This window comes from Streptomyces sp. NPDC087422, assembly GCF_044744145.1.
GTDB lineage: Bacteria > Actinomycetota > Actinomycetes > Streptomycetales > Streptomycetaceae > Actinacidiphila.
In genome coordinates this window covers 150,295-173,461 of record NZ_JBIUXT010000011.1, presented here as the reverse complement: position 1 = coordinate 173,461, position 23,167 = coordinate 150,295, and the positions used below count along the sequence as shown (strand labels likewise).

17 protein-coding genes are annotated in these 23,167 nt (G+C 70.9%); 15 read left to right on the top strand and 2 right to left on the bottom strand.

Features of this window, described 5'->3' with window-relative positions; translation table 11 throughout:
- Positions 1 to 52: 52 nt before the first annotated feature.
- The 14 genes from ACIO6U_RS29470 to ACIO6U_RS29405 all read left to right on the top strand — a co-directional run bounded on the left by ACIO6U_RS29470 (position 53) and on the right by ACIO6U_RS29405 (position 20,108).
- Positions 53 to 1,585 carry a DHA2 family efflux MFS transporter permease subunit gene (locus tag ACIO6U_RS29470; protein WP_391044479.1) on the top strand — a complete coding sequence of 511 codons (1,533 nt, stop codon included), beginning with the start codon at positions 53 to 55 and terminating at the stop codon, positions 1,583 to 1,585.
- Between the two features lie 781 nt (positions 1,586 to 2,366).
- Positions 2,367 to 3,725, top strand: coding sequence for a TrpB-like pyridoxal phosphate-dependent enzyme (locus ACIO6U_RS29465; RefSeq protein ID WP_188281833.1), 1,359 nt, complete (start codon positions 2,367 to 2,369; stop codon positions 3,723 to 3,725).
- Positions 3,722 to 5,326, top strand: a complete 1,605-nt coding sequence (locus tag ACIO6U_RS29460) for an aldehyde dehydrogenase family protein (protein WP_355344320.1) — start codon at positions 3,722 to 3,724, stop codon at positions 5,324 to 5,326. Before ACIO6U_RS29465 ends, ACIO6U_RS29460 begins: the two co-directional genes overlap by 4 nt.
- Positions 5,327 to 5,330: 4 nt before the next feature.
- Entirely contained in the window at positions 5,331 to 6,902 is a 1,572-nt protein-coding gene (locus tag ACIO6U_RS29455; protein WP_401723688.1) for an NAD(P)/FAD-dependent oxidoreductase, read from the top strand.
- A 2-nt stretch (positions 6,903 to 6,904) separates the two neighbouring features.
- A complete protein-coding gene (locus tag ACIO6U_RS29450; RefSeq protein WP_355344315.1) occupies positions 6,905 to 8,344 on the top strand; it encodes an FAD-dependent oxidoreductase in 1,440 nt (479 codons plus the stop codon).
- Positions 8,334 to 9,458, top strand: coding sequence for a hypothetical protein (locus tag ACIO6U_RS29445; RefSeq protein ID WP_355344312.1), 1,125 nt, complete (start codon positions 8,334 to 8,336; stop codon positions 9,456 to 9,458). The genes ACIO6U_RS29450 and ACIO6U_RS29445 overlap by 11 nt, the downstream gene beginning before the upstream one ends.
- Positions 9,459 to 9,495: 37 nt before the next feature.
- A complete protein-coding gene (locus ACIO6U_RS29440) occupies positions 9,496 to 9,870 on the top strand; it encodes a hypothetical protein (RefSeq protein ID WP_188281828.1) in 375 nt (124 codons plus the stop codon).
- A complete protein-coding gene (locus tag ACIO6U_RS29435; RefSeq protein WP_391044484.1) occupies positions 9,870 to 11,246 on the top strand; it encodes an NAD(P)-binding domain-containing protein in 1,377 nt (458 codons plus the stop codon). Before ACIO6U_RS29440 ends, ACIO6U_RS29435 begins: the two co-directional genes overlap by 1 nt.
- A gap of 5 nt (positions 11,247 to 11,251) precedes the next feature.
- A complete protein-coding gene (locus ACIO6U_RS29430; protein WP_355344300.1) occupies positions 11,252 to 12,961 on the top strand; it encodes a class I adenylate-forming enzyme family protein in 1,710 nt (569 codons plus the stop codon).
- A gap of 72 nt (positions 12,962 to 13,033) precedes the next feature.
- On the top strand, positions 13,034 to 14,473 hold the full coding sequence (locus ACIO6U_RS29425) for an FAD-dependent oxidoreductase (RefSeq protein ID WP_391044485.1): 1,440 nt from the start codon (positions 13,034 to 13,036) through the stop codon (positions 14,471 to 14,473).
- 39 nt (positions 14,474 to 14,512) lie between these two features.
- On the top strand, positions 14,513 to 15,244 hold the full coding sequence (locus ACIO6U_RS29420; protein ID WP_355344294.1) for a spheroidene monooxygenase: 732 nt from the start codon (positions 14,513 to 14,515) through the stop codon (positions 15,242 to 15,244).
- Between the two features lie 76 nt (positions 15,245 to 15,320).
- Positions 15,321 to 16,166, top strand: a complete 846-nt coding sequence (locus ACIO6U_RS29415) for an alpha/beta fold hydrolase (protein ID WP_391044487.1) — start codon at positions 15,321 to 15,323, stop codon at positions 16,164 to 16,166.
- A 211-nt stretch (positions 16,167 to 16,377) separates the two neighbouring features.
- Entirely contained in the window at positions 16,378 to 18,636 is a 2,259-nt protein-coding gene (locus ACIO6U_RS29410; RefSeq protein ID WP_401723682.1) for an FAD/NAD(P)-binding protein, read from the top strand.
- Positions 18,633 to 20,108, top strand: a complete 1,476-nt coding sequence (locus tag ACIO6U_RS29405; protein WP_401723680.1) for a lyase family protein — start codon at positions 18,633 to 18,635, stop codon at positions 20,106 to 20,108. Before ACIO6U_RS29410 ends, ACIO6U_RS29405 begins: the two co-directional genes overlap by 4 nt.
- 180 nt (positions 20,109 to 20,288) lie before the next feature.
- Here ACIO6U_RS29405 and ACIO6U_RS29400 read toward each other — a convergent pair whose 3' ends face one another.
- The gene (locus ACIO6U_RS29400) at positions 20,289 to 20,828 is read right to left on the bottom strand and encodes a DinB family protein (RefSeq protein WP_401723677.1); all 540 of its coding nucleotides are present in this window, start codon (positions 20,826 to 20,828) and stop codon (positions 20,289 to 20,291) included.
- Positions 20,829 to 20,881: 53 nt separating this feature from the next.
- Positions 20,882 to 21,562, bottom strand: coding sequence for a hypothetical protein (locus ACIO6U_RS29395; protein WP_391161561.1), 681 nt, complete (start codon positions 21,560 to 21,562; stop codon positions 20,882 to 20,884).
- A 302-nt stretch (positions 21,563 to 21,864) separates the two neighbouring features.
- On the opposite strand from ACIO6U_RS29395, the gene ACIO6U_RS29390 reads away from it, so the two are divergent.
- Positions 21,865 to 23,127, top strand: a complete 1,263-nt coding sequence (locus ACIO6U_RS29390) for a HupE/UreJ family protein (RefSeq protein ID WP_355344276.1) — start codon at positions 21,865 to 21,867, stop codon at positions 23,125 to 23,127.
- Positions 23,128 to 23,167: the final 40 nt, after the last annotated feature.

Genomic DNA, 23,167 nt, shown 5'->3' with positions numbered 1-23,167 from the left:
TGCTTTAAGGTGGTGGACCCTGGCAGTGGTATCCGTCGGCACATTCATGCTGATGCTGGACCTGAGTGTGGTCTCGGTCGCCCTGCCCGGCATTCATGATTCACTGCACGCCAGCTTCAGCGGTATGCAGTGGGTGTTCGACGCGTATGCGCTGACACTCGCGGCTTTCCTCGTGACCGCCGGATCGGTGGCGGACAGGACCGGCCGCAAGCGGCTCTTCCTGATCGGCCTGATCATCTTCACCGCGGCTTCCCTCGCCTGCGGACTGGCCGGGGATATCGGGGTATTGAATGTCAGCCGCGGAGTCCAGGGTGTCGGCGCGGCCATCATGTTCGCCGTGGGCCCCGCTCTGCTCGGTCATGAGTTCCGCGGCAAGGAGCGCGCCACCGCGTTCAGCGCGTTCGGCGCCGCGGTGGGTCTCGCCGTCGCCACGGGACCGCTGATCGGCGGCGCGCTGACCAATGGCCCCGGCTGGCGCTGGATCTTCTATCTGAATGTGCCGGTCGGCCTGATCACCGTCCTGATCGCGATGCGCCAGGTCCGTGAATCGCGGCTGCCCAGCGCCGCCGCCCCCGACTTCGTCGGCATGGTCTCCTTCACGCTCTCGCTGGCCGCCCTGGTGCTGGCCATCATCCGCGGCAACACCGACGGCTGGTTCTCCGGCAGCAACATCGCGCTGTACGCGGTGGCCGCGGTGTGCCTGGCGGTCTTCCTCGCGGTCGCGCGCTCCCGCGGCGAGCAGGCGATGTTCGACACCCAGCTCTTCCGCAACCGCACCTTCCTCGGCCTGTCCGCGACGACCTTCCTGGCCAACGCCGCGGGTCTGCCGCCGATCTTCCTGGTCACGACGTATTTGCAGAGCGTCGAGGGCGCTTCCGCCTGGTCCGCCGGCCTGCGCTTCCTGCCGCTGACGCTGGCGATGTTCTTCTTCGGCGCGCTGGCCGGCGGGCTCACCGGCAAGGTGCCCTTCCGGGTCATCATGGCCACCTCCCAATTCGCCCTGGGCATCGGCCTGTTGCTCATCCACCTCAGCGGCGCGGGCGACAGTTGGACCTCGCTCATCCCCGCCCTGGTGGTCATCGGCCTGGCCTTCGGCCTGTTCAACCCGACCCGCGCGGCGCTCGCCATCGGTGTCGCGGAGCCGGCCAAGGCCGGTGTCGCCTCCGGTATCAGCGAGACGTTCCAGCAGGTGGGAACGGCTCTGGGCATCGCGGTCGCGGGCGCGTTCTTCGAGAACCACGTCACCAGCGCCTTCAAGGCGTCCGACGCCGCGGCCACGCTCACCAGCGCCCAGAGCGACAAGATCGCCAACGGGATCAGCGCGGGCAGCATCGACGAGGCCGCGCACTCGGCGGGCCCCGGCCTGGCCGACAAGGTGCTGGCCGCCGGGCGCGACGCGTTCACCACCGGCTTCCACGACGCCATGACCCTGTGCGCCGTGTTCGCCTTCGTCGCCGCGGTGATCGCCGCGCTGACGCTGCGCCACAAGGACCTGCACGAGAGCGCGTTGACCGGCATCCTGCCCGAGCTGCCCGAAGAGGGCGAGGAGTCCGTCCGCGAGACGGCGCCGGCCGGACAGCGCTGACGGAACCCGCCGGGCGGCACTGACCCGGCTCAGGAGGACCGCGCCGGGCGGCACTGACCCGGCTCAGGAGGACCGCCCGCGGCGCCGTACGACAGGCGTCCGCACGGCGAGCGTGACAGTGGCGGCGGGCCCGCGGAAGCGGCCCGCCGCCACTGTCGTTGTCGCCGGGCTTCACAGGAATTCACTTTGACCGATCTGGTCAGTAATGCGACGGCGTCCCGGTGACCAGCCCATTGTGACTCCCGCAGGGGAAATGCGCTGGTCACCGGGATGAGTTCCGGTCATCGGGACGCGTTCCAGTATGGTATTGCCATCGGAACTGCCGGACGCTAGGCTGTCAAACAATTCCAGTACTGATACGGGGGTATGCGAGTGCTGGCACGAGAATATTCGAGGTCCGACACCTGGTCGGCCTCTCATGCACGGTTGATCGACCCCGCACCACCAGGCCGTACGGCCGGTGACGTCCGGACATCCCGTCCCTCCGTGCCTTCGGGCGCGAATCCACGGGAACAGCAATCCGTGATCTCGCACAACTCGTGACTTCGGCTGGAGCCTGACGCGCCGCCGAGGCACTGGGTAATCGTTGTGCCGAGGCACGACTCCACCGCGCTTCACCGTTCCTCCCGCCGAGATTTTTCGCACCCAAAAGCCCAATGCCTGACTTTGTCATGCCGGAAATCAATTCCCCACGAGGGTGCCGGCCCGGTCAGGCATGCGCAGGTCCGTACGAGTGTCACTGCATTTCGTCAGCAACCACGCTCTTAAGGGGACGCAAGGTATGAAGCCGCTCGGCTTAATCGACCGTGTCGATCTTCCGGTCGATAAGATTCCCACCCGTTGGTACAACGTCATCCCGGATCTGCCCCGCTTGCCCGAGGAGTACATCGACAACTCCACCGGCAAGAAGGTCACGCGGGAGTGGCTGGAGCGGCTGTTCGTCAAGTCGATGGCCGCGCAGGAGACCTCGCTGGAGCGCTGGATCACGATCCCCGAGCCGGTACGCGAGGCGTACAAGCTCTGGCGGCCGACCCCGCTGATCCGCGCCGTCGCGCTGGAGCGGGAGCTGGGCACTCCGGCCCAGATCTGGTTCAAGTACGAGGCCACCTCGCCCAGCGGCAGCCACAAGCTCAACTCCGCCCTCGCGCAGGCGTACTACGCCAAGCGCGACGGCCACACCCGGCTGGTCACCGACACCGGCGCCGGCCAGTGGGGCAGCGCCCTGGCCATCGCCTGCCAGATCTTCGGCCTCGACCTCACGGTCTTCATGGTGCGGGCGAGCTACCACACCAAGCCGTACCGCCGGAATCTGATGGAGACCTACGGCGCCGAGGTGCGGCCGAGCCCCGGCGACACCACGGACTACGGCCGCAAGCTCCTCGCGGAGTACCCCGACCACCCCGGCAGCGAGGCCACCGCGGTCAGCGAGGCGCTGGAGTGCGTCGACGCCGACGAGGGCACCCGCTTCGCGGTCGGCGCCTTCTCCAACCACTGCCTGCTGCACCACTCGGTGATCGGCCTGGAGCTGAAGGAACAGCTCAGGATGATCGGCCGGACCCCCGACTACCTGATCGCCTCGGTCGGTTGCGGGTCCAACCTCAGCGGCTTCGCCTCGCCTTTCGTCGAGGACAAGCTCAACGGCGCCGACATCACCATCCTGGCCGCCGAGCCGGAGGCGTGCGCGCCGCTGACCTACGGCGAGTACCGGCTGGACTTCGCCGACTCCAACGGCCGCGGCCCCGGTGTGCACACCTACACCCTCGGCCACGAGTTCGTGCCGCCGCCCATCCACGCGGGCGGCCTGCGCTACCACGGTTGCGCCCCGATCGTGGGTCTCATGCGGCACGAGGGGCTGCTCGACGCCGAGGCGTACGGGCAGGTGTCCGTCTTCGACGCGGGCACCACGTTCGCGAAGCTCCAGGGCTACCTCCCGGCCCCCGAGACCTCGCACGCCATCCGGGCCGTCATCGACAAGGCCCTGGAGTGCAAGCGGACCGGGCGCGAAGCCACCATCGTGTTCAACTACAGCGGCCACGGCCTGCTGGACCTGGGCGCGTACGGCCGGTACAACGAGGGCCTGCTGCGCGACGTCGAGAAGGAAGACTTCGTCGCCCCCAGCATGGAGGGCCTCCAGGCATGAGGTCCTACCCTCAGTACATCGACGGCAAGGACGTCGAGGGTGCTCGATGGACGTACGTCCTGCGCGCCTCGGCGTACCTGAAGGAGAACCGCCCGACGTTCAACCTCAAGCGGGCGCTGGAACTCGGGCGGCCCGTGGAGTCGACCGAGGCCGTGGTGGCCCGGTGCGCGGTGGGCGCCCCCGAGGACAACGACCGGGCGCTGGAAGCGGCCCGCAGGGCGAGCCGGACCTTCCGGCTCCTCCCGCAGGAGACCCGCAGCCAGATCGTCCTGGAGTTCAACGAGACGCTGGCCGAACGGTCAGAGGAACTCATCGACATCCTGATCGCCGAGGGGCACCCGCGCCGGCTCGCCCAGTGGGAAGTCAGCGGCATGCTGCGCTGCTGCGACGAGCCGACGGTCCGCTGGTACGAGAGCCAGCTCCACCAGGAGTTCGCGCCGCAGGGCCGCACGCTGGAACTGGTGCGCAAGCCCGACGGCGTGGTGTGCGTCAACCCCCCGCAGAACGCGGCGGGTTCGAACTCCACGCTGGGCGTGCTCGCCCTCCTGGCGGGCAACACGCTGGTGGTGAAGGCGCCGCGCACCACGCCGCTGAGCGTGATGTTCGTCTACCGCGACATCCTCGCGCCGATCCTGGAGAAGCACGGCGCCCCTCCGGGGACGCTCAATGTGATCTGCGGTCACACCGAGGCCGTGCTGCGGACCTGGCTCGCCAGCCCGCTGGTGGACGACATCCTGTTCTTCGGCGACAGCGCCGCGGGCCTCAAGCTCGGCGAGGACTGTCTGCGCAACGGCAAGAAGGCGATCCTGGAACTCGCGGGCAACGACGGCTTCGTGGTCTGGAAGGACGCGGATCTCGAAGCCGCCGCGCGGGCCCTGGAGGAGTCGTTCTACGGCTCCAGCCAGATCTGCATGGTGCCGAAGTACGCGATCGTGCACCCCGAGGTCGCCGACCGCTTCCTCGAGGTGTTCGTGGAGCGCGCCAAGGCCATCGTGCCCGGCTACCCGGAGAACCCGGAGATCCTGCTCAGCCCGGTACTGAAGGTCGACGGCTTCTTCGACTTCCTGTCCGAGGCCGAGACCAAGGGCGCGTCCGTGCTCTGCGGCGGCACGCGCGTGGACGTCGACGGCGAGACATCGAGCACCGGGATGTTCTGCCTGCCGACGGTGGTCAGGGTCGACGGACTCACCGAGTCGCGGGACCTGTCCTGCGTACGCGAGGAGACCTTCTTCCCGCTGCTGCCGGTCGTGGTGCCCGAGGCGACCACGGACGACGACGCGCTGCTGGAAGACATCATCGACTTCCTCAACGCCAACAAATATGGGCTGCGCAACTCGGTGTGGACCGGCGACGAGCAGACCGCTCACCGGTTCGCCGACGGCGTGACCAACGGCGGCCTGCTGAAGGTCAACGACTCGCACATCGGGTTCAACTCCATCCTCTCCACCCACGGTGGCAACGGCCTCACCGGCGGACCGTACGGAGAGCTGAACTACGCGGGACTGCGCACCACGCACCTCCAGGGCATTTCGTGGGGTGACGGTGATCCGCGTCCGCTGGACTCGCAGATCGTCCCGGCCGGCGAAAGGGCGCGGAGCTAAGACCATGACGACCAAGGGCCTGGCCGGGAGCGAAATCCGGCGAAACCGTACGGACGCCGAGCACTTCGACGTCATCATCGTGGGCGCCCGCTGTGCCGGGTCGCCGCTCGCCACGCTGCTCTCGCGCGCGGGCCTGAAGGTCGTCGTGGTCGAGCAGGCGACGTTCCCCCGTGAGGTGCTCTCCTCGCACCTCATGGAGGCCGACGGACTCCTGTTCCTCAAACGCCTCGGTGTGCTCGACTCCGTCGAGAAGACCGGTGTGCGTTTCATGCGCCGCGCCGACACCAAGCTCAACGACTTCCACGTCGTCTCGCAGTTCCCGCTGCGTTTCGACGACGTGGGCGGCGCGACCTTCCTGCGTCGGCACCTGCTCGACTCGATCCTCCACGAGGCCGCGGTCGAGGCCGGTGCCGACGTCAGGATGGGCACCAAGGTCGTCGAAATGATCTGGGAGCGCGGCCGGGTGGCCGGTGTGCGCGCCCAGCACGACGGCAAGGAGACGGTGCTGCGCGCGCCGCTCGTCGTGGGCGCGGACGGCCGCAACTCGACGGTCGCGTACATGGTCGGCTCGCGCAAATACAACGTTGTACCCAACGAACGCTCCTACTACTTCACCTTCTTCGAGGGCGCCCACCCGTCCTCCGACGACACCTTCGTCTTCCACCGCTGGGGCGACCGGATGGTGTGGGCGGGCCCCGCGGACAACGGCCTGTACCTGGTCGGCGTCTCTCCCGAGGGACACGAACGCGAATACTTCCGCCGCAACACCGAAGCGGGCCTGCTGGCCCACATGCGGTCCTGCGAACCGACCGCCGAGGCGCTGGCCGACGCGAAGATCGCCACCAAGATCTCCGGGATCGTCAAATTTGAGGGCTACTTCCGGCAGTCCTCCGGACCCGGCTGGGTGCTGGTCGGCGACGCGGGCCACTTCAAGGACCCCTCCGCCGGCCGCGGCATCGGCGACGCCTTCCGCCAGGTGGAGCGCCTCGCGCCCGCCATCGTCGCCGCCCTCGGCCGCTCGGGCCCCGGTGTGTCGGCGCTCGGCCAGGACGAGACGCTGCGGCTGTGGACGCAGTGGCGCGACCGCCGCTTCGAGGGCCACTACTGGCTCGCGAACATCCTCGGCGAGGCGGGTGCGCTGCCCGCCGCCGTCCCCGAGGCGCTCAAGGGCATGGCCGAGCGCGGCGAGATCGGCCGCTTCCTCGACCTCTACCACCACCGCTCGAAGTACTACGAGGTCTTCCCGCTGACCGACATGGCCGTGATCACCGGACGGATGATGCTGTCCGGCAAGCACAAGCGGCTGCCGCTGGTGCGGGAGACCGTCAAGCTGCTGGCCCGCGAGCCGCGCCGCCGGTGGATCAACCGCCACCCGCAGTTGGTGTCCTCCGACGTCACCGCGGCCCCGCCGGTACGCGTACGGCCCGTCCCGTCCGCCGCCGCCGCCGACCCGCTCCCTGTCCCGGCCCCGCAGAACGGCTCCAACGGCTCCGCCGGCGCGAACGGGACCACCGGCTCCAACGGCTCCGCCGGCTCCGTAGTGAAAGACGCCGATCAGAAGAACGCGGAGGTCTGAACGTGCTGCATGTGACAGACGAGCCCAGCGCGGAAGCCGATGTCATCGTCGTCGGCGCGGGCCTGGCGGGACTGACGGCGACCCGCGAGCTGAAAGAGGCCGGGTGGACCGTCAAGACGCTCGAAGCGCGCGAGCGCGTCGGCGGACGGCTCAAGGGCCTCGACGTGGGCGGCGGCAAGGCGGTCGACCTGGGCGGCGAGTACTTCGGCGACAAGAGCACGATGATCGCCGAGACCGCTAAGTCCGTCGGCGTGACCGGCTTTCGGAGCTACGACGAGGGCGAACGCCTCACCTTCGTCAACGGCCGCCGCCACGCGTACTCCGGCCTGTTCCCCTGGCGGATGGGCCCGGCCGCCATCGCCGACCTCGGCCAGGCGATCCTGAAGATCGAGCGCATGGCGCGCACGGTCCCGCCCGACGGCCCGTGGAACGCGCCGAACGCCGAGAAGCTGGACAGCCAGACCCTCTGGTCGTGGATGCAGCGCAACGTCACCACCTCCACCGCGCGGGCCTTCATCACCATGATGATCGAGGCCGCCTTCTGCGCCCGCCCGGCCGACCTGTCGCTGATGCACGTGCTCTACTACGCCAACGCCTCCGGCGGCTTCCGCTACCTGCTGGAGGTCAGCGGCGGCATCCAGCGCTACCGCTTCGACGGCGGCGCGCACAGCATCCCGAAGAAGATGGCCGCGCGGATGCCCGACGAGGTACGCGTCGGCGCCGCCGTCCGCACCATCGAGCAGCGCTCCGACTCCGTCGTGGTCTCGGGCCCCGGCTTCGAGTACCGCGGCCGGTGGGTCGTCGTCGCCATCCCGGTCACGCTCGCCGGACGCATCACCTACGCGCCCTCGCTGCCCGGCTACCGCGACCAGTTCGCGCAGCGGATGCCCGCGGGCGCCGCCATGAAGTGCCTGGCGGTCTACGACGAGCCGTTCTGGCGCGCCGCCGGGCTCAGCGGCCAGATCACCAGCAGCGACGGCCCGTTCCGGGTCGCCTTCGACACCTCGCCCGCCGACGGCAGCCCCGGCGTGATGTCGGCCTTCGTCACCGGCTCCGCCGCCCGCGCGCTGACCCGCCTGTCGCCGTCCGAGCGGCGTACCGCCGTACTCGACGGACTGGTCGCCGGGCTCGGCGCGAAGGCGGGCAAGCCCCGCGAATTCGTCGAACAGAACTGGCTGGACGAGGAGTTCACCCGCGGCTGCTACCACGGCTTCGGCCCGCCCGGACTGTACACGGCGTACGGCAAGGCGCTGCGCGAGCCGATCGGCCGGATCCACTGGGCGGGCACCGAGAGCGGTGTCCACCAGATGGGTTCGATGGGCGGCGCCGTCGACTCCGGCCGCCGAGTGGCCCGCGAGCTGTTCGCGCGGGCGGCGGAGGAGCGCGGCGAGGAGCGCAAGCCGGACACCACGATCAGCGGCGCGGTGAGCCATGGCCAGTAGACCCAGACGCGCCGCCGCCCGGCCGCCGCTGCTCATCGTGGGCGGTTACGGAGTGGTGGGCGAGCACGCGGCGCGGCTGATCCGGCAGCGCCACCCCGACCTGCCGATCGTGCTGGCGGGCCGCAACCCCGAACGGGCGACGGCGCTGGCCGCGCGGATCGGCGCGAGCACCGCCGTCATCGACGTACGCGCCGAACGCCCGCTGGGGGCGCTGCCCGAGCGGCCCGCGGCCGTCCTCGCCGTGGTCAGCGACCCCGGCGACCACCTCATCGTGGACGCCATGCGCCGGGGCATCCCGATCGCGGACATCAACCGCGCGGGCCACGCCGGGATTCTCGACGTCACCGTCGCGGTCTCGCGTGAACGGCCCACGTCCCCCGTGCTGTTGTCGGGCGCCTGGTACGCCGGGCTCAACGCGCTGATGGCCGCCGCGGCCGTCCGCGAACTCGGCCAGGCCGAGCGGGTGGAGATCGCGGTGCTGTCCTCGTCCGACGACAAGGTCGGCCCCGACTCCTGGGGCTTCGCCGAACGGCTGGCCTGGCCGTACTACGCGATGCGCGACGGCAGGCGGCAGCCCACGCACCCGCTGACCGGCCGCCGCCTGGTGCGCTGCGCCGACGGCAACGAGCGGCCCGCCGCGTATGTGAGCACGCTGGAGCAGACCACCGTGCCGCTCACCCTCGGCGTGCCGACGGTCGAGACCCGCATCGCGCTCCAGAGCGTGCCGTCGCTGTACGCGATGATCGGGCTGAAGCGGTCGGGCGCGCTGCGGGCGCTGACCAAGCCGCCGCTGCACGGGGTGCGCGCGGCGCTCTTCCAGAGCGCGGGCACCGGCGACTTCTGCGGGCTCACCGTCACCGCGCACAGCGCGAACCGCTCGGTCTCCATCGATCTGCTCGACACCCGCGGCCAGGGCCACCTCAGCGCGATGGGCGCGGTCCGCGCGGCCGAGCGCGTGCTGAGCCGGGACCTGCCGGCCGGGATCTCGTTCCCCGAGCAGTCCGCGGAACCCGAGACGGACATCGAGATGTTGCGGCAGGCCGGAGTCGTCGTCCGGCTCACCGGCTTCGCCAAGGAATTCCCACCGACACCGGCTCCCAGTGCCACGACGTGATGTCGATGGCCGAGGCGCGAGAGGAACTCGCATCACTATGAACAAGAGCGATACGCCGGCTGTTCTGCTCAGCACCCTGCGTACGGTCGGCGCGGCGGCGTTCCTGGCGCCCGCCATCGGGGCGAAGAAGCTGCACATCAACGAGGACGCCGACGGCGAGTACCTGGTCCGGCTGTTCGCCGCCCGCAACATCGCCCTGATCGTGGGCGTCCTGGCCAGCAGGGGCGAGACCCGCAGGCTGCTGCTCAAGGCCGGGATCCTCTGCGACGGCCTCGACGTCGCGGCCGGAATCCTCGGCCACCGCAAGGGCCGGCTGAAGAAGTCCACGGTGGTCGACACCAGCGCCGCGGCCACCGCGACCCTGCTCGGCCTGCTGGCGCTGGCGAGCACCGAGCGCGCGGGGGAGTCCTGATGACCACCACGCACGAGCCGGTGGCCGATGCCGCGTCCGCGCCCGAGGACCGCAGGGACAAGGTCTGCGTCATCGGCGCGGGCTCCGCGGGCATCGCGATGTGCCGCTCGCTGAAGATCCGCGACATCGCCTTCGACGCCTACGAGCGGCGCTCGGAACTCGGCGGCCTGTGGCGGTATCCCGCGCAGGGCGGCAAGAGCTGCGCGTACCCGGCGCTGTTCGCCAACACCTCCAAGACCGTCATGCAGTTCCCGAGCTTCCCGATGCCGGACGACTACCCGGACTACCCCCACCACACCCAGGTGGCGCGGTACTTCGACTCCTACGTCGACCACTACGGGCTGCGCGAGCACATCCAACTGGACACCGAGGTCAGCCGGGTCGAGCAGGCGGCGGGCGGCGGCTGGGCGGTGACCTTCGGCGACGGCACGACGCATCTGTACCGCGCGGTGATGGTCGCCTCCGGCGGGCGGCACGGGCTGCCGCTCTTCGGCTCGTACGAGGGCAAGTTCACCGGCACCGAGATGCACTCCTACGACTACGAGGGTCCGGCGGACCTCGCGGGCAAGAAGGTCGTGATCATCGGTCTCGGCGCCACCTCCGCCGACATCGCCACCGAGGTGTCCCGGGTCGCGGAGGCCACGTACCTGTCGGTGCGCACCGGCCACTACGTCGTCCCGAAGATCCTCGAAGGCGGCCCGATCGACAAGCTGTCGCCGATGATGAAGAAGCTCTCGGTCGAACAGCGGCGCCCGCTGGTGACGTTGATGATCAAGCTGGTGCACGGCCACATGTCGGCGTACGGGCTGCCCGACCCGCCGTACAAGGTCGGGCAGGGGCCGCTGGTCGCCAGCAGCGAGCTGCTGCCCGCCATCGCGCACGGCAGGATCACCGCCAAGCCGGTGATCGACACGGTCGACGGCCGTACCGTCCGCTTCTCGGACGGCACCGAGACCGAGGCCGATGTGATCATCCACTGCACCGGCTACAAGATCGACTACCCCTTCCTCGACGACACCCTCGTCGGCGACGGCGAGGACGCGCCCGCGCTCTACCACCAGGTGGTGCCGCCGGAGACCGAGGGCCTGTACTTCATCGGCCTGCTGCACTCGATGATGTCGCTGATGCCGCTGGCCGAGTTCCAGTCGGAGTGGGTCGGCGACCTGCTGACCGAGACCGTCAGCCTCCCCTCGCGCGCGCAGATGTGGTCGGAGCTGAGGAACGCCCGCCGCCGCCAGGACAAGCGGTTCCACGACTCGTCCGGCCATCTGCTGGTCGACCCCAACGAATACGAACGGCTCATGGCGGACGAGCGCCGCAAGTACGCAACCACCGATCGCACGGGTGTCGGCACGGCAACCCGCAGGAAGGGATGAGTCGTATGGTTTCGATCGCTGGCGACCGGACACGGTCCAAGATCCCGCTCTCCGCCCGGCGTCTGGACGCGGCCAAGATGCTCAAGGCCCAGTTCAAGCCCGACCGGGTCGCCCTGGTCAAGCCGCTCAACGTCGGCCTGGTCGCCGAGCGCGCGGCCGAGAAGCACGGCCGGGTGCCGATCTACCTCGACCAGCCGTTCACCTGGGACCCCGAGCAGCGCGTCGAACTCGACTTCGTCGAATTCGCCACCCTGGTCGACCAGATGGCCGCCGTCCTGAAGTCCGCGGGCGTCAAGCGCTGGGACCGGGTCGCGATCGTCAAGTCGCCCAACTACGACATCCAGGCGCTGGCCTGGGCGACCGCCAGGATCGGCGCGATCCCCGCGCTGCTGTCGGCCCGCCTGGACCCGGACATCATCAACATCCTGCTGGAGCGCCTCCAGGCGAAGTTCCTGGTCACCGACCCCGAGGTCGCCAAGTACGCCCGGCTGGACGGCGAGCGGCTGCGGCACCTGGGCATGACCGCCATCGCCGACATCGACGGCGGCATACCGGTGGCGGACCTGTGGGGCGGCCGGATTCCGGCGCCGAGTCCGCTCAAGGACGACGAGCCGATGCTGATCACCCACACGTCGAGCACCACCGGGGTGTCCAAGCTCGCCGAGGCGTCCGCCAAGGGCGTGTCCTACAACGCCCTGATGGAGTCGATCTTCCCCGGCTTCCACACCCCCGACGAGCTGTTCGCCAGCGCCATCTCGCACGTCCATGTGCGGGCCGCCATCACGCAGATGGCGTCCTTCTCGCGCGGCACCCCGCTGCTGGGCATCGCCAGGCCCGACGAGGAGACGATGCTGCGGCTGCTGCCCCAGTACCGGCCCACGATCCTGGAGTCGCACCCCAACAACTTCATGGGCTGGGAGCGGATCATCGACGATCCGTCGGAGCCGTTCTCCAGCATCCGGCTGTACTTCAACTCCTTCGACGCGATGCACCCGCGCACCATCCAGGCGCTGCTGGACGCGTCCAAGCGCAAGTACCCGGTCTGGCTCCAGTGCTACGGCATGACCGAGACGCAGGTGGTGTCGGTCCGCCCGTACACCCGTGGTTCGTTCGGCCGGCTCAAGGGCCGCGACACCCGCAGCGTCGGCTGGGAGGTGCCCGGCATCCGGGCCAGGATCGCCGACCCGGAGACCGGCAAGCGCCGCTCCGACCAGTCGGAACCGGGCATGATCCAGGTCAAGACCCCGGCCCGCGCGCTGTCGTTCGTGGGCACGCCGGAGAAGTTCGCCGAGCGGCGGCACGGCAAGTGGTTCGACACCGGCGACTGGGGGCGGCGCGGCCGGCTCGGGCAGATCGAGATCCTGGACCGCATCGCGGACCGGATCGAGGGCGTCGAGAGCTGCCTGTGGATCGAGGACGTGCTGCTGGAGCGGATTCCCAACGCCGAGGAGATCGTGGTCGTCCCCGACGAGCAGGGCAAGCCGGTCCCGGTGGTCTGCATGCGCGACGGGAAGTCCCTCGACCCCGAGGTCTGGAAGTCCGCCTCCGCCGGGATCACCGGCCTGGGCGTCCCGTTGGAGGTCACGCCCGACGACCTCCAGCGCACCGCGACCGTCAAGGCCCGGCGCTACCTCCTCACCGAGATGATCAAGAACCGCGACAACGGCGGTCTGGAGGCGGTCAGCCAGGACGTGGTGCTGCGCGACGGCGCGTAACCACGGTCCACGTCACGGCCGGTGCACGGCGGAACCCAGCGCGGATCGACACCCGAACTGTAGGAGAGGGCATTGCACGACATCAGCGAGTACCCATCGATAGAAGCCGATGTGATCGTCGTCGGTGCGGGTTTTGCCGGGATCACGGCCGCGCGCGAACTGAAGATGGCCGGGAAGAGCGTGGCGCTGCTCGAAGCCCGCTCCCGCCTCGGCGGCCGGTCGCTGAGCAAGCCCCTCGGGGACGGCAAGGTCGCCGAACTGGGCTGTGAGTTCTACGGCCAGGCCGGGACGATCAGCCACCGGGCCGCCCAGTCCGTCGGCATCAAGACCGCGAAGGTCTACGACACCGGCTACCGGCTGATCGACGACGGCGGCAAGATGCAGCCCTGGAAGGGCATGGCGCCCAAGGTCAGCGCGGCCACGCTGCTGGACTTCGGGCAGGCGGCGCTGCGCATCGAGCGGATGCGCCGCGAAGTACCGCAGGACGCCCCCTGGGAGGCCCCGCACGCCACCCAGTGGGACAGCGAGACCATGTGGTCCTGGACGCAGCGCAATGTCCGCACCAAGGGCGGCCGGGCCCTGATGCGGCTGATGATCGAGGCGGGCATGGCCGCCGCACCGGCCGACGTCTCCCTGCTGCACGTCCTCAACTACTCCAACGGCACCGGCGGGTTCAGGGCCATGACCCAGATCACCGGCGGCACCCTGGAGAACCGCTTCGTCGGCGGCTCGCACAACCTCGCGACGACCCTGGCGAAGACCGTCGACGACGAGACGTATCTCAACGCCGAGGTCCGCAGCATCCAGCACTCCGGCGAGCACGTCCGGGTGCGCGGCGCCGGATTCGAGGCGGTCGGCCGCTGGGTCGTGATGGCCGTGCCCGTGCCGCTGGCCGGGCGGATCGAGTACGACCCGCCGCTGCCCGAGCACCGCGACCACGTCAGCCAGCGCATGACGATGGGCGCCGCCATCAAGTACCTGGCCCTGTACGACGAGCCGTTCTGGCGCGCCGAGGGCTTCACCGGGCATGTGATCAGCCACTCCAGCCCGGTACGCGCCACGGTCGACAGTTGCCCGCCCGACGGCACGCCCGGCGTCCTCACCGGCTTCGTCACCGGGCCGCCCGCCCGGCAGGTCGCCAAGCTGCCCGCGGGGGAGCGACGCGCCCTGGTCCTGCGGGAGCTGGAGCGCTTCTTCGGACCGCGCGCGGGCAAGCCGTACGACCTGCTGGAGCAGAACTGGATGGCGGAGCCGTACACCCGCGGCTGCTACCACGCCTACGCCCCGCCCGGTCTGTACACCGAGTACGGTCCCGCGCTCAAGCAGCCGGTCGGCCGGATCCACTGGGCCGGAGCGGAGTCCGTGCCCCACGAGTTCGGGTCGATGTCCGGGGCGATCTACTCCGGCCGCCGCGTCGCCACCGAGATCATCGGGCGCGAGACCGGCGAGGACCCCGGGCGGCTGCTGGTGACCCAGAAGACCGCCGTGCCCGTCGAAGAGCCCACGCGATGAGATCCGGAAGCGCCCACGCGACGAAAGGCGACTGCCAGCGTGCCTGAGAACCTGGAAACACCCCGTATCGGCTCGGGCATGATCATGTCCCTGCACCTCGCCGAGGTCGGCCCCGCCAAGGCCATGAGCGCCCTGCGCAACGGGCCCAAGCCCGAGGCGCACGAGGGCCTGCACTGGGCGAGCCCCTTCCTGATGAGCCCGCTGCGCTCGCAGAGCGCGATGTTCGACGTCAAACCCACCGGCGCCGCGATGATCGCCGCGTGGGACAACGACGAGGCGCTGGACCGCTTCCTGTCGCACCCGGTCGCCAAGCCGTACGAGAACGGCTGGCGGGCCCGGTTCGAGCCGGTCCGCACCCTCGGCGCCTGGCCCGGCCTGCTGGAGCTGCCGCGCCGCGAGATACCCGTGGACGATCACCCCATCGGGGTGCTCACCCTGGCCCGCGTACGCCTCAACCGGGTGGTGCCGTTCGTCGCCGCCGCCTCGCACGCCGAGCGCGACGCCGCCCACCACCCCGCCTTCCTCGAGGGCACCTCGCTGATCAGGCCGCCCAATCAGGTGGCGACCTTCTCGCTCTGGCGCAGCGTCAAGGAAATGCGCCAGTACACGGTCGGTTCCTACCCCGGCGGCCACGTCAGGGCGATGAAGAAGCACGAGGAACGCGATTTCCACCACGAAACGCTGTTCGTGCGGCTCAGGCCGTACGCGGTCGACGGACATTGGAGCGGGCGCAATCCGCTCGATATGCTCAAGCCGCTGACCACCAACTGAGGCCAATGCGGGGAGTGCTGACGGAGCATCCGTCGAATAAACCCCGCCACGGCGAGCCGACAGACGGGTTTGACGTATGACCATGGAACAGATCGAACTCTCGGCCGGGACGATCGACTACCAGGACACCGGCGGCGACGGGCCGGTGCTCGTCCTGCTGCACGGCCTCCTGATGGACGAGACCCTCTGGGCGGACGTGGTCGCCGATCTGCGCGCCGACCACCGGTGCGTGGTGCCGGTGCTGCCGATGGGCGCCCACACCAAGCCGGTCAAGGAGGACGCCGACCTTTCGCCGCGCGGACTCGCCCGGCTGGTCGGGGAATTCCTCGAACGGCTGGATCTGGACAATGTCACCCTGGTCGGCAATGACACCGGCGGCGCCGTCGTGCAATTGCTCGTGGACGAAGGCGCGCCGCGCGTCGGCTCAATTGTGCTGGCGTCCTGCGACGCATTCGACAACTTTCCGCCGGGGCTGACCGGCAAGACCGTCGTGATGACCGGCAAGTTGTCGCCCACCTTCTTCGGCCTTTTCATGCAGCAGATGCGGCTGAAGCTGGTACGGCGCCAGCCGATCGCCTTCGGCTGGCTCACCAAGCGGGGCGACGCCGTCAGCAAGAACTGGATCAAGCCGATCCTCGCCCAGGCCGACGTGCGGCGCGACACGGTGCGGGTGCTCCGCGGTATCGCCGCCGACAAGAAGCTGCTGGTCGGCGTGAGCGAGGGGCTCTCCTCCTTCGACCGGCCCGCGCTGGTGGTGTGGGCCGAGAAGGACCGCGTCATGCCGCCCGCGCACGGCCGCCGGCTCGCCGAGATCCTGCCGCAGGGAAGCCTCGTCGAGATCGCCGACAGCTACTCGCTCCTCCCGCTCGACCAGCCCGCCCAATTCGCCACCGCGGTACGGGAGTTCACCCGCAAGAGCTGATCCTCCCCATGCCGTGACGACCCGACGCCGGCGGTTCGGGGCACCGCCCCGAGCCGCCCGTACGCCTTGCCCTGCCCGAAAACACCCGCCCACAAGGTTCCCTCTCGCCTCCGCCTCCCCTCATGGCAACCGCCCGCGCCGGTCACCACCGGCGTATCGCGCCCGCACCCGTGCCCGGTCGGGGGACCAGGCCACCGGATGGAGAAGACCCATGAGCATTGCGGCGGACCTCGCCGTCTGCCTCGTCGGCGCCGGCCCGCGTGGCCTGTCCGTACTGGAGCGGCTCTGCGCCCACGAGCGCAAGTCGCCCTCCTGCTCCTCGCTGACGGTCCACGTGGTGGACCCCGCCGAGCCGGGGGCAGGAAGCGTCTGGCGCACCGACCAGTCGCGGCATCTGCTGATGAACACCGTCGCCTCCCAGATCACCGTCTTCACCGACGACCGGGTGACCATCGACGGCCCCATCGAGCCGGGCCCGAGCCTGTACGAGTGGGCGAAGGGCCTGCTGGGGCCGGGGGACGGCGACCCGGGGGCCGGGGCACCGGGCGGTGCCGTGCCGGGGAGACGGATGCCCGACGCGCACGACCCGGAGGACCTGGCCGAGGCCCGGCGGCTCGACCCCGACTCGTACCCCACCCGCGCCTTCTACGGCCGCTACCTGCGCTCCTGCTTCCTGCGGATCACCGGCAACGCGCCCGCGCACGTCACCGTCGAGGAACACCGCTCGCGCGCGGTGGCCGTCGCCGACGCCATGGGCGACCCGGACGGCCCGCAGAGCATCCGGCTGGACAACGGCGCATGGCTGCACGGGCTGGACGCGGTGGTCCTCGCCCAGGGCCATGTCGCCGCGCGCCCGACCCCGCGCGAGGAGCGCACCGCGACGCTGGCCGCGATCCACCGGCTGACGTACATCACCCCCGCCAACCCGGCCGACGTCGACCTGTCCCGGATCGCTCCCGGCGAGACGGTGCTGCTCAGGGGCCTCGGCCTGAACTTCTTCGACCACATGACGCTGCTCACCGCGGGCCGCGGCGGCACCTTCCGCAGGGAGGGCGACCGGCTGGTCTATCTGCCCTCCGGGCGCGAGCCGTCGCTGTACGCCACCTCCCGGCGCGGGGTCCCGTACCACGCGCGCGGCGAGAACCAGAAGGGCGCGTACGGCCGTTACCACCCGCGGCTGCTCACCCCCGCCTACATCGCGGCCTCCCGCGACCGGGCGACCGGCGGTCCCGGACTGCACTTTCGGACCCATCTGTGGCCGCTGATCTCCAAGGAGGTCCAGAGCGTCTACTACCAGGCGCTGCTGCACGCCCAGGACCGCGCGGCGGAGGGCGCGGAGCTGGGCGTGCGCTTCCTGGAGACGGCCGGGTCGCGCGAGGAGACCGAACTCCTCGACAAGTACGGCGTCGAGCCGGAGGAGCGCTGGAGCTGGGAGCGGCTGCTGACGCCCTACCTGGGACGGCGGTTCGCCGACCGGGAGGAGTTCAGGGTCTGGCTGCTCGGGTACTTGGCGCGCGATGTGCGCGAGGCCAGGGCGGGCAATGTCAGCGGCCCGCTGAAGGCCGCGCTCGACGTGCTGCGCGATCTGCGCAACGAGGTGCGGCTGGCCGTGGACCACGGCGGACTCGACGGCACGTCGCACCGGGACGAGCTGGAGGGGTGGTACACCCCGATGAACGCCTTCCTGTCCATCGGGCCCCCCGCCTCCCGCATCGAGGAGATGATCGCGCTGATCGAGGCGCGGGTGCTGGTGGTCACGGGACCCGGCACCGAAGTGCGCCTCGACCCGGCCAGGCCCGCCTTCGTCGCCTCGTCGCATGTCGTGCCGGGGCCGCCGGTCGTGGCCTCCGCGCTGATCGAGGCGCGGCTGCCGGAGCCGGACCTGCGCCGGACCGCCGAGCCGCTGCTGAACTATCTGATGGCGACCGAGCAGTGCGCGCCGTACCGCATCCCGACCGGCTCGGGCGGCGGATACGAGTCCGGCGGCCTCGCCGTCACCGAGCGCCCCTACCGGCTGCTCGACCCGCGCGGGCAGGCGCATCCGCGCCGCTTCGCCTACGGTGTGCCGACCGAGTCCGTGCACTGGGTCACGGCGGCGGGCATCAGGCCCGGCGTCGACTCGGTGACGCTCGGCGACTCGGAGTCCATCGCGTGCGCGCTGCTCGCGCTGGCGGCGGGCGGCCGGGGCGCCGGTGACCAGGAGGCGCGGGGCGCGGTCCCCGCGGCCAGACTGGCCGGGGCCGGGGCCGGGGCCGGGGCTTCGGGCAGCGGGGCTTCCGGGAGTGGGGTTTCCGGCAACGGTGTTTCCGGGAGCGGCGTTTCCGGCGGCGGGGCCGCGGGCAACGGGACTTCCGGCGAGGGGGCCACGGGTGCCGGTTCCGGCGTCGGCGCTTCCGCCGCTGTCGCCGGGGCTTCGGGCGCGGACCCCGCCGTACTGGCCGAGACCCACACCTTCGGAGTGATCGTATGAGCAGCCGGCCCAGTGAGCAGGACACCCTCATCGACGCCGGGCTGCTCTCGCCGGTCCGGGCGGGCACCCCGGTCGAGGCGGCGGTGTCCGACATCGCCTGGCTCCAGGCGATGCTGGACGCCGAATCCGCGCTGGCCCGCGCGCAGGCCAGGCTCGGCACGCTGCCGAAGTCGGCGGCCACGGCCATCGCGGCGGCGGCGCACACCGATCTGATGGACCTGCGCGCGCTGGCGCTCGCCTCCCGCGAGACCGCCAACCCGGTGGTCGGCCTGGTCCAGGCGCTGACCCGGGCGGTCGCCGAACACGACCCGGCGGCGGCCGAGTACGTCCACCGCGGCTCGACCAGCCAGGACGTCCTCGACACCGGGATGATGCTGGTCGCCGCGCGGGCGCTGCGGCTGATCCGCGGCGACCTCGCGCGGGTCGAGCGCGCGCTGGCCGCGCTCGCCGCCGAGCACCGCGACACCCCGATGGCGGGCCGCACCCTCGCGCTGCACGCCGTGCCGACCACCTTCGGCCTCAAGGCGGCGGGCTGGCGGCAGGGCGCACTCGACGCGGACGCCCGGCTGGCCGCGCTGCTCGACCACGGACTGCCGGTCTCGCTCGGCGGGGCCGCGGGCACGCTGGCCGGATACCTCGCGTACGCGCGGGTCGACGGGTACGGCGCCGGTGCCGGGGACACCGCCGCCGGTACGGGAGTCGACGGCGACGGGCAGGCCGGTGACCCGGGGGAGTACCTGGACGAGCTGGTCGCGGCCTTCGCCGACGAGACCGGCCTCGCCAGGCCCGTACTGCCCTGGCACGCGCTGCGTACGCCCGTCGCGGACCTGGCGGCGGCGCTCGCGCTCACCGCGGGCGTCCTCGGCAAGATCGCGGTCGACGTGCAGTCGCTGGCCAGGACCGAGGTCGCGGAGGTGGCGGAGCCGGGAGTCACGGGGCGCGGCGCGTCGTCGGCGATGCCGCACAAGCGCAATCCGGTGCTGTCCACGCTGATCCGCAGCGCTGCGCTCCAAGTCCCGGTGCTGGCGGCCGGTCTGACGCAGTGTCTGGTCGCGGAGGACGAACGGTCGGCCGGGGTCTGGCACGCCGAGTGGCAGTTCCTGCGCGAGTGCCTGCGGCTGGTCGGCGGGGCCTCGCACACCGCGGCGGAACTGGCCGAGGGGCTCGCCGTCCACCCCGCCCGTATGCGTGACAACCTGGACATGACGGGCAGTCAGGTCGTTTCCGAGCGGATCGTGGCCGTCCTCACCCCGCATCTCGGCAAGGCCGCCGCCCGCGCGTTGCTCACCGCGGCCTCCGCGGAAGCCGCCGACTCCGGCCGCCCGCTCGCCGCCGTCCTCGCCCAATCCCCCGACCTGGCGGGCCACTTCGGCCCGGACGAACTGGCCGCCCTGTGCGACCCGACCGCGTACCCGGGCGCGGCGGGCGCCCTGGTCGACCGCGCGCTGCGCGAGGACGGGACGAGGCCGTAGCGGGACCGCGCCGGCCGCGGGCGTGGCGGCGCGTCCGGAGCGCGCCCGCGGTGGCCCGATGTGACGGTCCGTCAGGCACTGGCCCTCGTCGCCGAACGCCCCCGCCGGTCGCCGTGGTGACATGGCGTCAGGCATCCCCCGTCGTGGCTCCCCAACTCACCGCCGCGCGGGGCGTGCCCGCTACTCCCCGGTGAGGCCGTCCACCGACTCGCGGATCAGGTCCGCGTGGCCGACGTGCCGCGCGTACTCCTCGACCATGTGGAAGAGGATCCAGCGCAGGCTGGGCGCCCGGCCCGCCGAGTCCGCGCGCCGCGAGAGCGTGTCGAGCCCGCCCTCGGCCAGCGCCGCGGCGGTCAGTTCACGCGAGCGCGCGACGCAGTCCTCCCAGAGCGTACGGGTCTGCTCGGGGGTGTCGTCCGCGGCCGAGTGCCAGTCCCAGTCGGCGTCCGCCGACCAGTCGACCGTGTCCCACGGCGCCTCCGGCGACCGCCCGGCCAGCCACTGCGAGAACCACCACTGCTCCACGTACGCCAGGTGCTTGAGCATGCCGCCCAGCGTCATGGCGGACGTGGGAAGGGCCGCCGCGAGCCCGGCCGCGTCGAGTCCCGCGCACTTCCACGCCAGCGTCGCCCGCTGGAAGTCGAGGAAGCCCAACAGTGTCTCGGTCTCCCCGCCCGTCTCGGGGGGAAGCGGCCGGCCCTGCTCGTCGATGTCGGTCATGAGCAGGGAGTATAGGAGCCGTTCGCGGTTCCGGGCGGTCGCCGCGGCTCCGCCTACACCTTGTCGAGCCAGATCACGATCCCGGTCAGGTCGCTGAGCACGGCCGCGACCCCCGCCCTGATCGAGGCCGCGCAGCGCGCGGCGGTGAACGAACCGGCGTCGTACGTCGAGGACATGCCGAGCCCTTCGCCGCGGAAGGACGCGCCGGACCAGTCGACGGCGGTGACATTGTGCGTCGGCTCGGCCAACTCCGCGCCCACGACGAGGAATTGCTGCGACAGGTGGTTCGCGGTGACCGGCACGAGCGGGTCGATCAGGTCGTTGCCCGCGCTGACGATGAGGTCCGCGTGCATGTCGAGCGCCCTGGTGACGCTCGGCAGCAGGTCGGCCGCACCGTCCGCGACGACGGTCCTGAGCTTGACGTGCTCCTCGTCCGCCCACTTCTCGACCGCGTCGACCAGCGACCGCGTCGGCCGGTCGGTGCCCGCGCTGAGCAGCACCACGCGGTAGCCCTTCGGCGGGTGGACGCCCTCCCACGAGCCGGGCGCCGGGGTGACGGTCGACTCGGGCGCGGGCGGCGACACGCTGTCCACGAAGCGCGGGCCGAGCGTGCCGACGGGCGAGGGTTTGGCGCGCGGCTGCGACCAGTCGTCGTCGGAGCCGCATCCGGCGGTTCCGAGGGCCAGCGCGGTGACCGCCGCCAGCATGGCAACGGCCCGAAGCGGGGGGCGCACGTCGATCGTCCTCCGAGATGAGTGGTGAGCGGTGAGAGGTGAGCGGTGAGCGCTGAGCGATTGGTGCTGAGCGCTGAGCGATAAGGGGTGAGCGAGGTGCCGAGGGCTTGCTGTGAACGGTGTGACGAGAGAACGCCCTGGTGAGAGCCATGGGCGGGTGCCGCGGGTCCATCCTGCGACGCCGATCGCCTCCGTGGGGAACCTCGAACGCCTTTGCGGACCTTGTTGGCCCAGGGTTCGCCGACCCGCCGGTTTCAGTTCACCCGTGACGTGCAGCGTGCTCCTCCTACCCAAGGAGTCCCATGTCAGAGCGGGTCCGTCGCGCCGTCATCTGCATCGCCGCGGCGCTGATCGGTTTCCTCGGCGCCGTCCAACCGGCGTTCGCCCACGGCTTCTCGTCCACCGCGTACGTCCATGTGACGGCGGCGGACGAAGGCCATGTCCGTACTTCCCTCAAGCTTGAATACGACCTTTTTGTCATATCCGCTGCCGATGCCGAACATGACGACGACCTCTTCCGCACCGGCAACGGCGCCTTCGACGCCGGTGACACCACAGCGCAGGCCGCGGCCCTCAACGCCCACAAGAAGTCGGCCGTCGCCTATGTCACCCAGCGCTTCTCGGTCACCGCCGCGGGCAAGGCGTGCGCGCCGGAGCAGGTCGGCGACTTCACGATGGACCGGCAGGAGGGCGTGCCGTACACCGTCCTGCTGCTGGACTGGGACTGCCAGGAGCTGGCCGGTGACCACCGGGTCCGCAGCGGCCTGTTCCCCGACAGCGAGACATACGTCCGCGGTACGAAGACGATCGTCACGTACGACCTGGACGGCCGCTCCGGCAGCGCGGCGCTCGACGCGGCGCACCCGTCCTTCTCGATCGACCAGCCCTGGTACGCCTGGTTCTGGGAGTTCTTCCGGCTGGGCGCCGAGCACCTGCTGACCGGCACCGACCACATCCTGTTCCTGCTGGCGCTGATCGCCGGGTCGCGGCGGCTGCGCGAGATCGTGCTCGCCGCCACCAGCTTCACGCTCGCGCACTCGGTGACCTTCATGCTCGCCGCGCTCGGGGCGGTCGACGTGCCGTCGCGGCTGGTCGAGCCGGTCATCGCGCTGTCGATCGCGGTGGTCGCGGGCTGGCACCTGTGGCGGATACGGCAGCGCGGCAGCCACGCCTCCGACCTGGATCCGGGCGCTTCGGCCCGGGGCGCCTCCGGCTCGGGGCCCGGCTCCGGCGGACGCGGCTTCCTGCGCGACCACGTCGCCCTCGACCGGGCGGGCTGGCTGCGGCTCGCGGTGGTCTTCTGCTTCGGCCTCGTCCACGGCCTCGGCTTCGCGGGCGCGCTCGGCATCGACCAGGCGTGGTCCTGGACGCTGCTCGGCTCCCTCCTGGTCTTCAACGTCGGCATCGAGGTCGTGCAGTTGTCGATCATCGCCGTCGTCTTCCCGCTGCTGGCCCTGCTGCGCCGCCGTTCGCCGACCGCGGGGCTCTGGGTGACCGGCACCGTTTCCGCAGGTGTAGCGCTTATGGGACTTGTGTGGTTCCTGCAACGGGTGGGCGGTGGCTGAGCCTTCAACTGAGGTGAAGTTCAGGTCAGGCGAAGATCGC

Bases quoted from the DNA above. Each gene is read 5' to 3' on its own strand.
- ACIO6U_RS29470 (WP_391044479.1), top strand. From the start codon at position 53: ATGCTGGACCTGAGTGTGGTCTCGGTCGCCCTGCCCGGCATTCATGAT.
- ACIO6U_RS29465 (WP_188281833.1), top strand. From the start codon at position 2,367: ATGAAGCCGCTCGGCTTAATCGACCGTGTCGATCTTCCGGTCGATAAG.
- ACIO6U_RS29460 (WP_355344320.1), top strand. From the start codon at position 3,722: ATGAGGTCCTACCCTCAGTACATCGACGGCAAGGACGTCGAGGGTGCT.
- ACIO6U_RS29455 (WP_401723688.1), top strand. From the start codon at position 5,331: ATGACGACCAAGGGCCTGGCCGGGAGCGAAATCCGGCGAAACCGTACG.
- ACIO6U_RS29445 (WP_355344312.1), top strand. From the start codon at position 8,334: ATGGCCAGTAGACCCAGACGCGCCGCCGCCCGGCCGCCGCTGCTCATC.
- ACIO6U_RS29440 (WP_188281828.1), top strand. From the start codon at position 9,496: ATGAACAAGAGCGATACGCCGGCTGTTCTGCTCAGCACCCTGCGTACG.
- ACIO6U_RS29435 (WP_391044484.1), top strand. From the start codon at position 9,870: ATGACCACCACGCACGAGCCGGTGGCCGATGCCGCGTCCGCGCCCGAG.
- ACIO6U_RS29430 (WP_355344300.1), top strand. From the start codon at position 11,252: ATGGTTTCGATCGCTGGCGACCGGACACGGTCCAAGATCCCGCTCTCC.
- ACIO6U_RS29415 (WP_391044487.1), top strand. From the start codon at position 15,321: ATGACCATGGAACAGATCGAACTCTCGGCCGGGACGATCGACTACCAG.
- ACIO6U_RS29410 (WP_401723682.1), top strand. From the start codon at position 16,378: ATGAGCATTGCGGCGGACCTCGCCGTCTGCCTCGTCGGCGCCGGCCCG.
- ACIO6U_RS29405 (WP_401723680.1), top strand. From the start codon at position 18,633: ATGAGCAGCCGGCCCAGTGAGCAGGACACCCTCATCGACGCCGGGCTG.
- ACIO6U_RS29400 (WP_401723677.1), bottom strand. From the start codon at position 20,828: ATGACCGACATCGACGAGCAGGGCCGGCCGCTTCCCCCCGAGACGGGC.
- ACIO6U_RS29390 (WP_355344276.1), top strand. From the start codon at position 21,865: ATGTCAGAGCGGGTCCGTCGCGCCGTCATCTGCATCGCCGCGGCGCTG.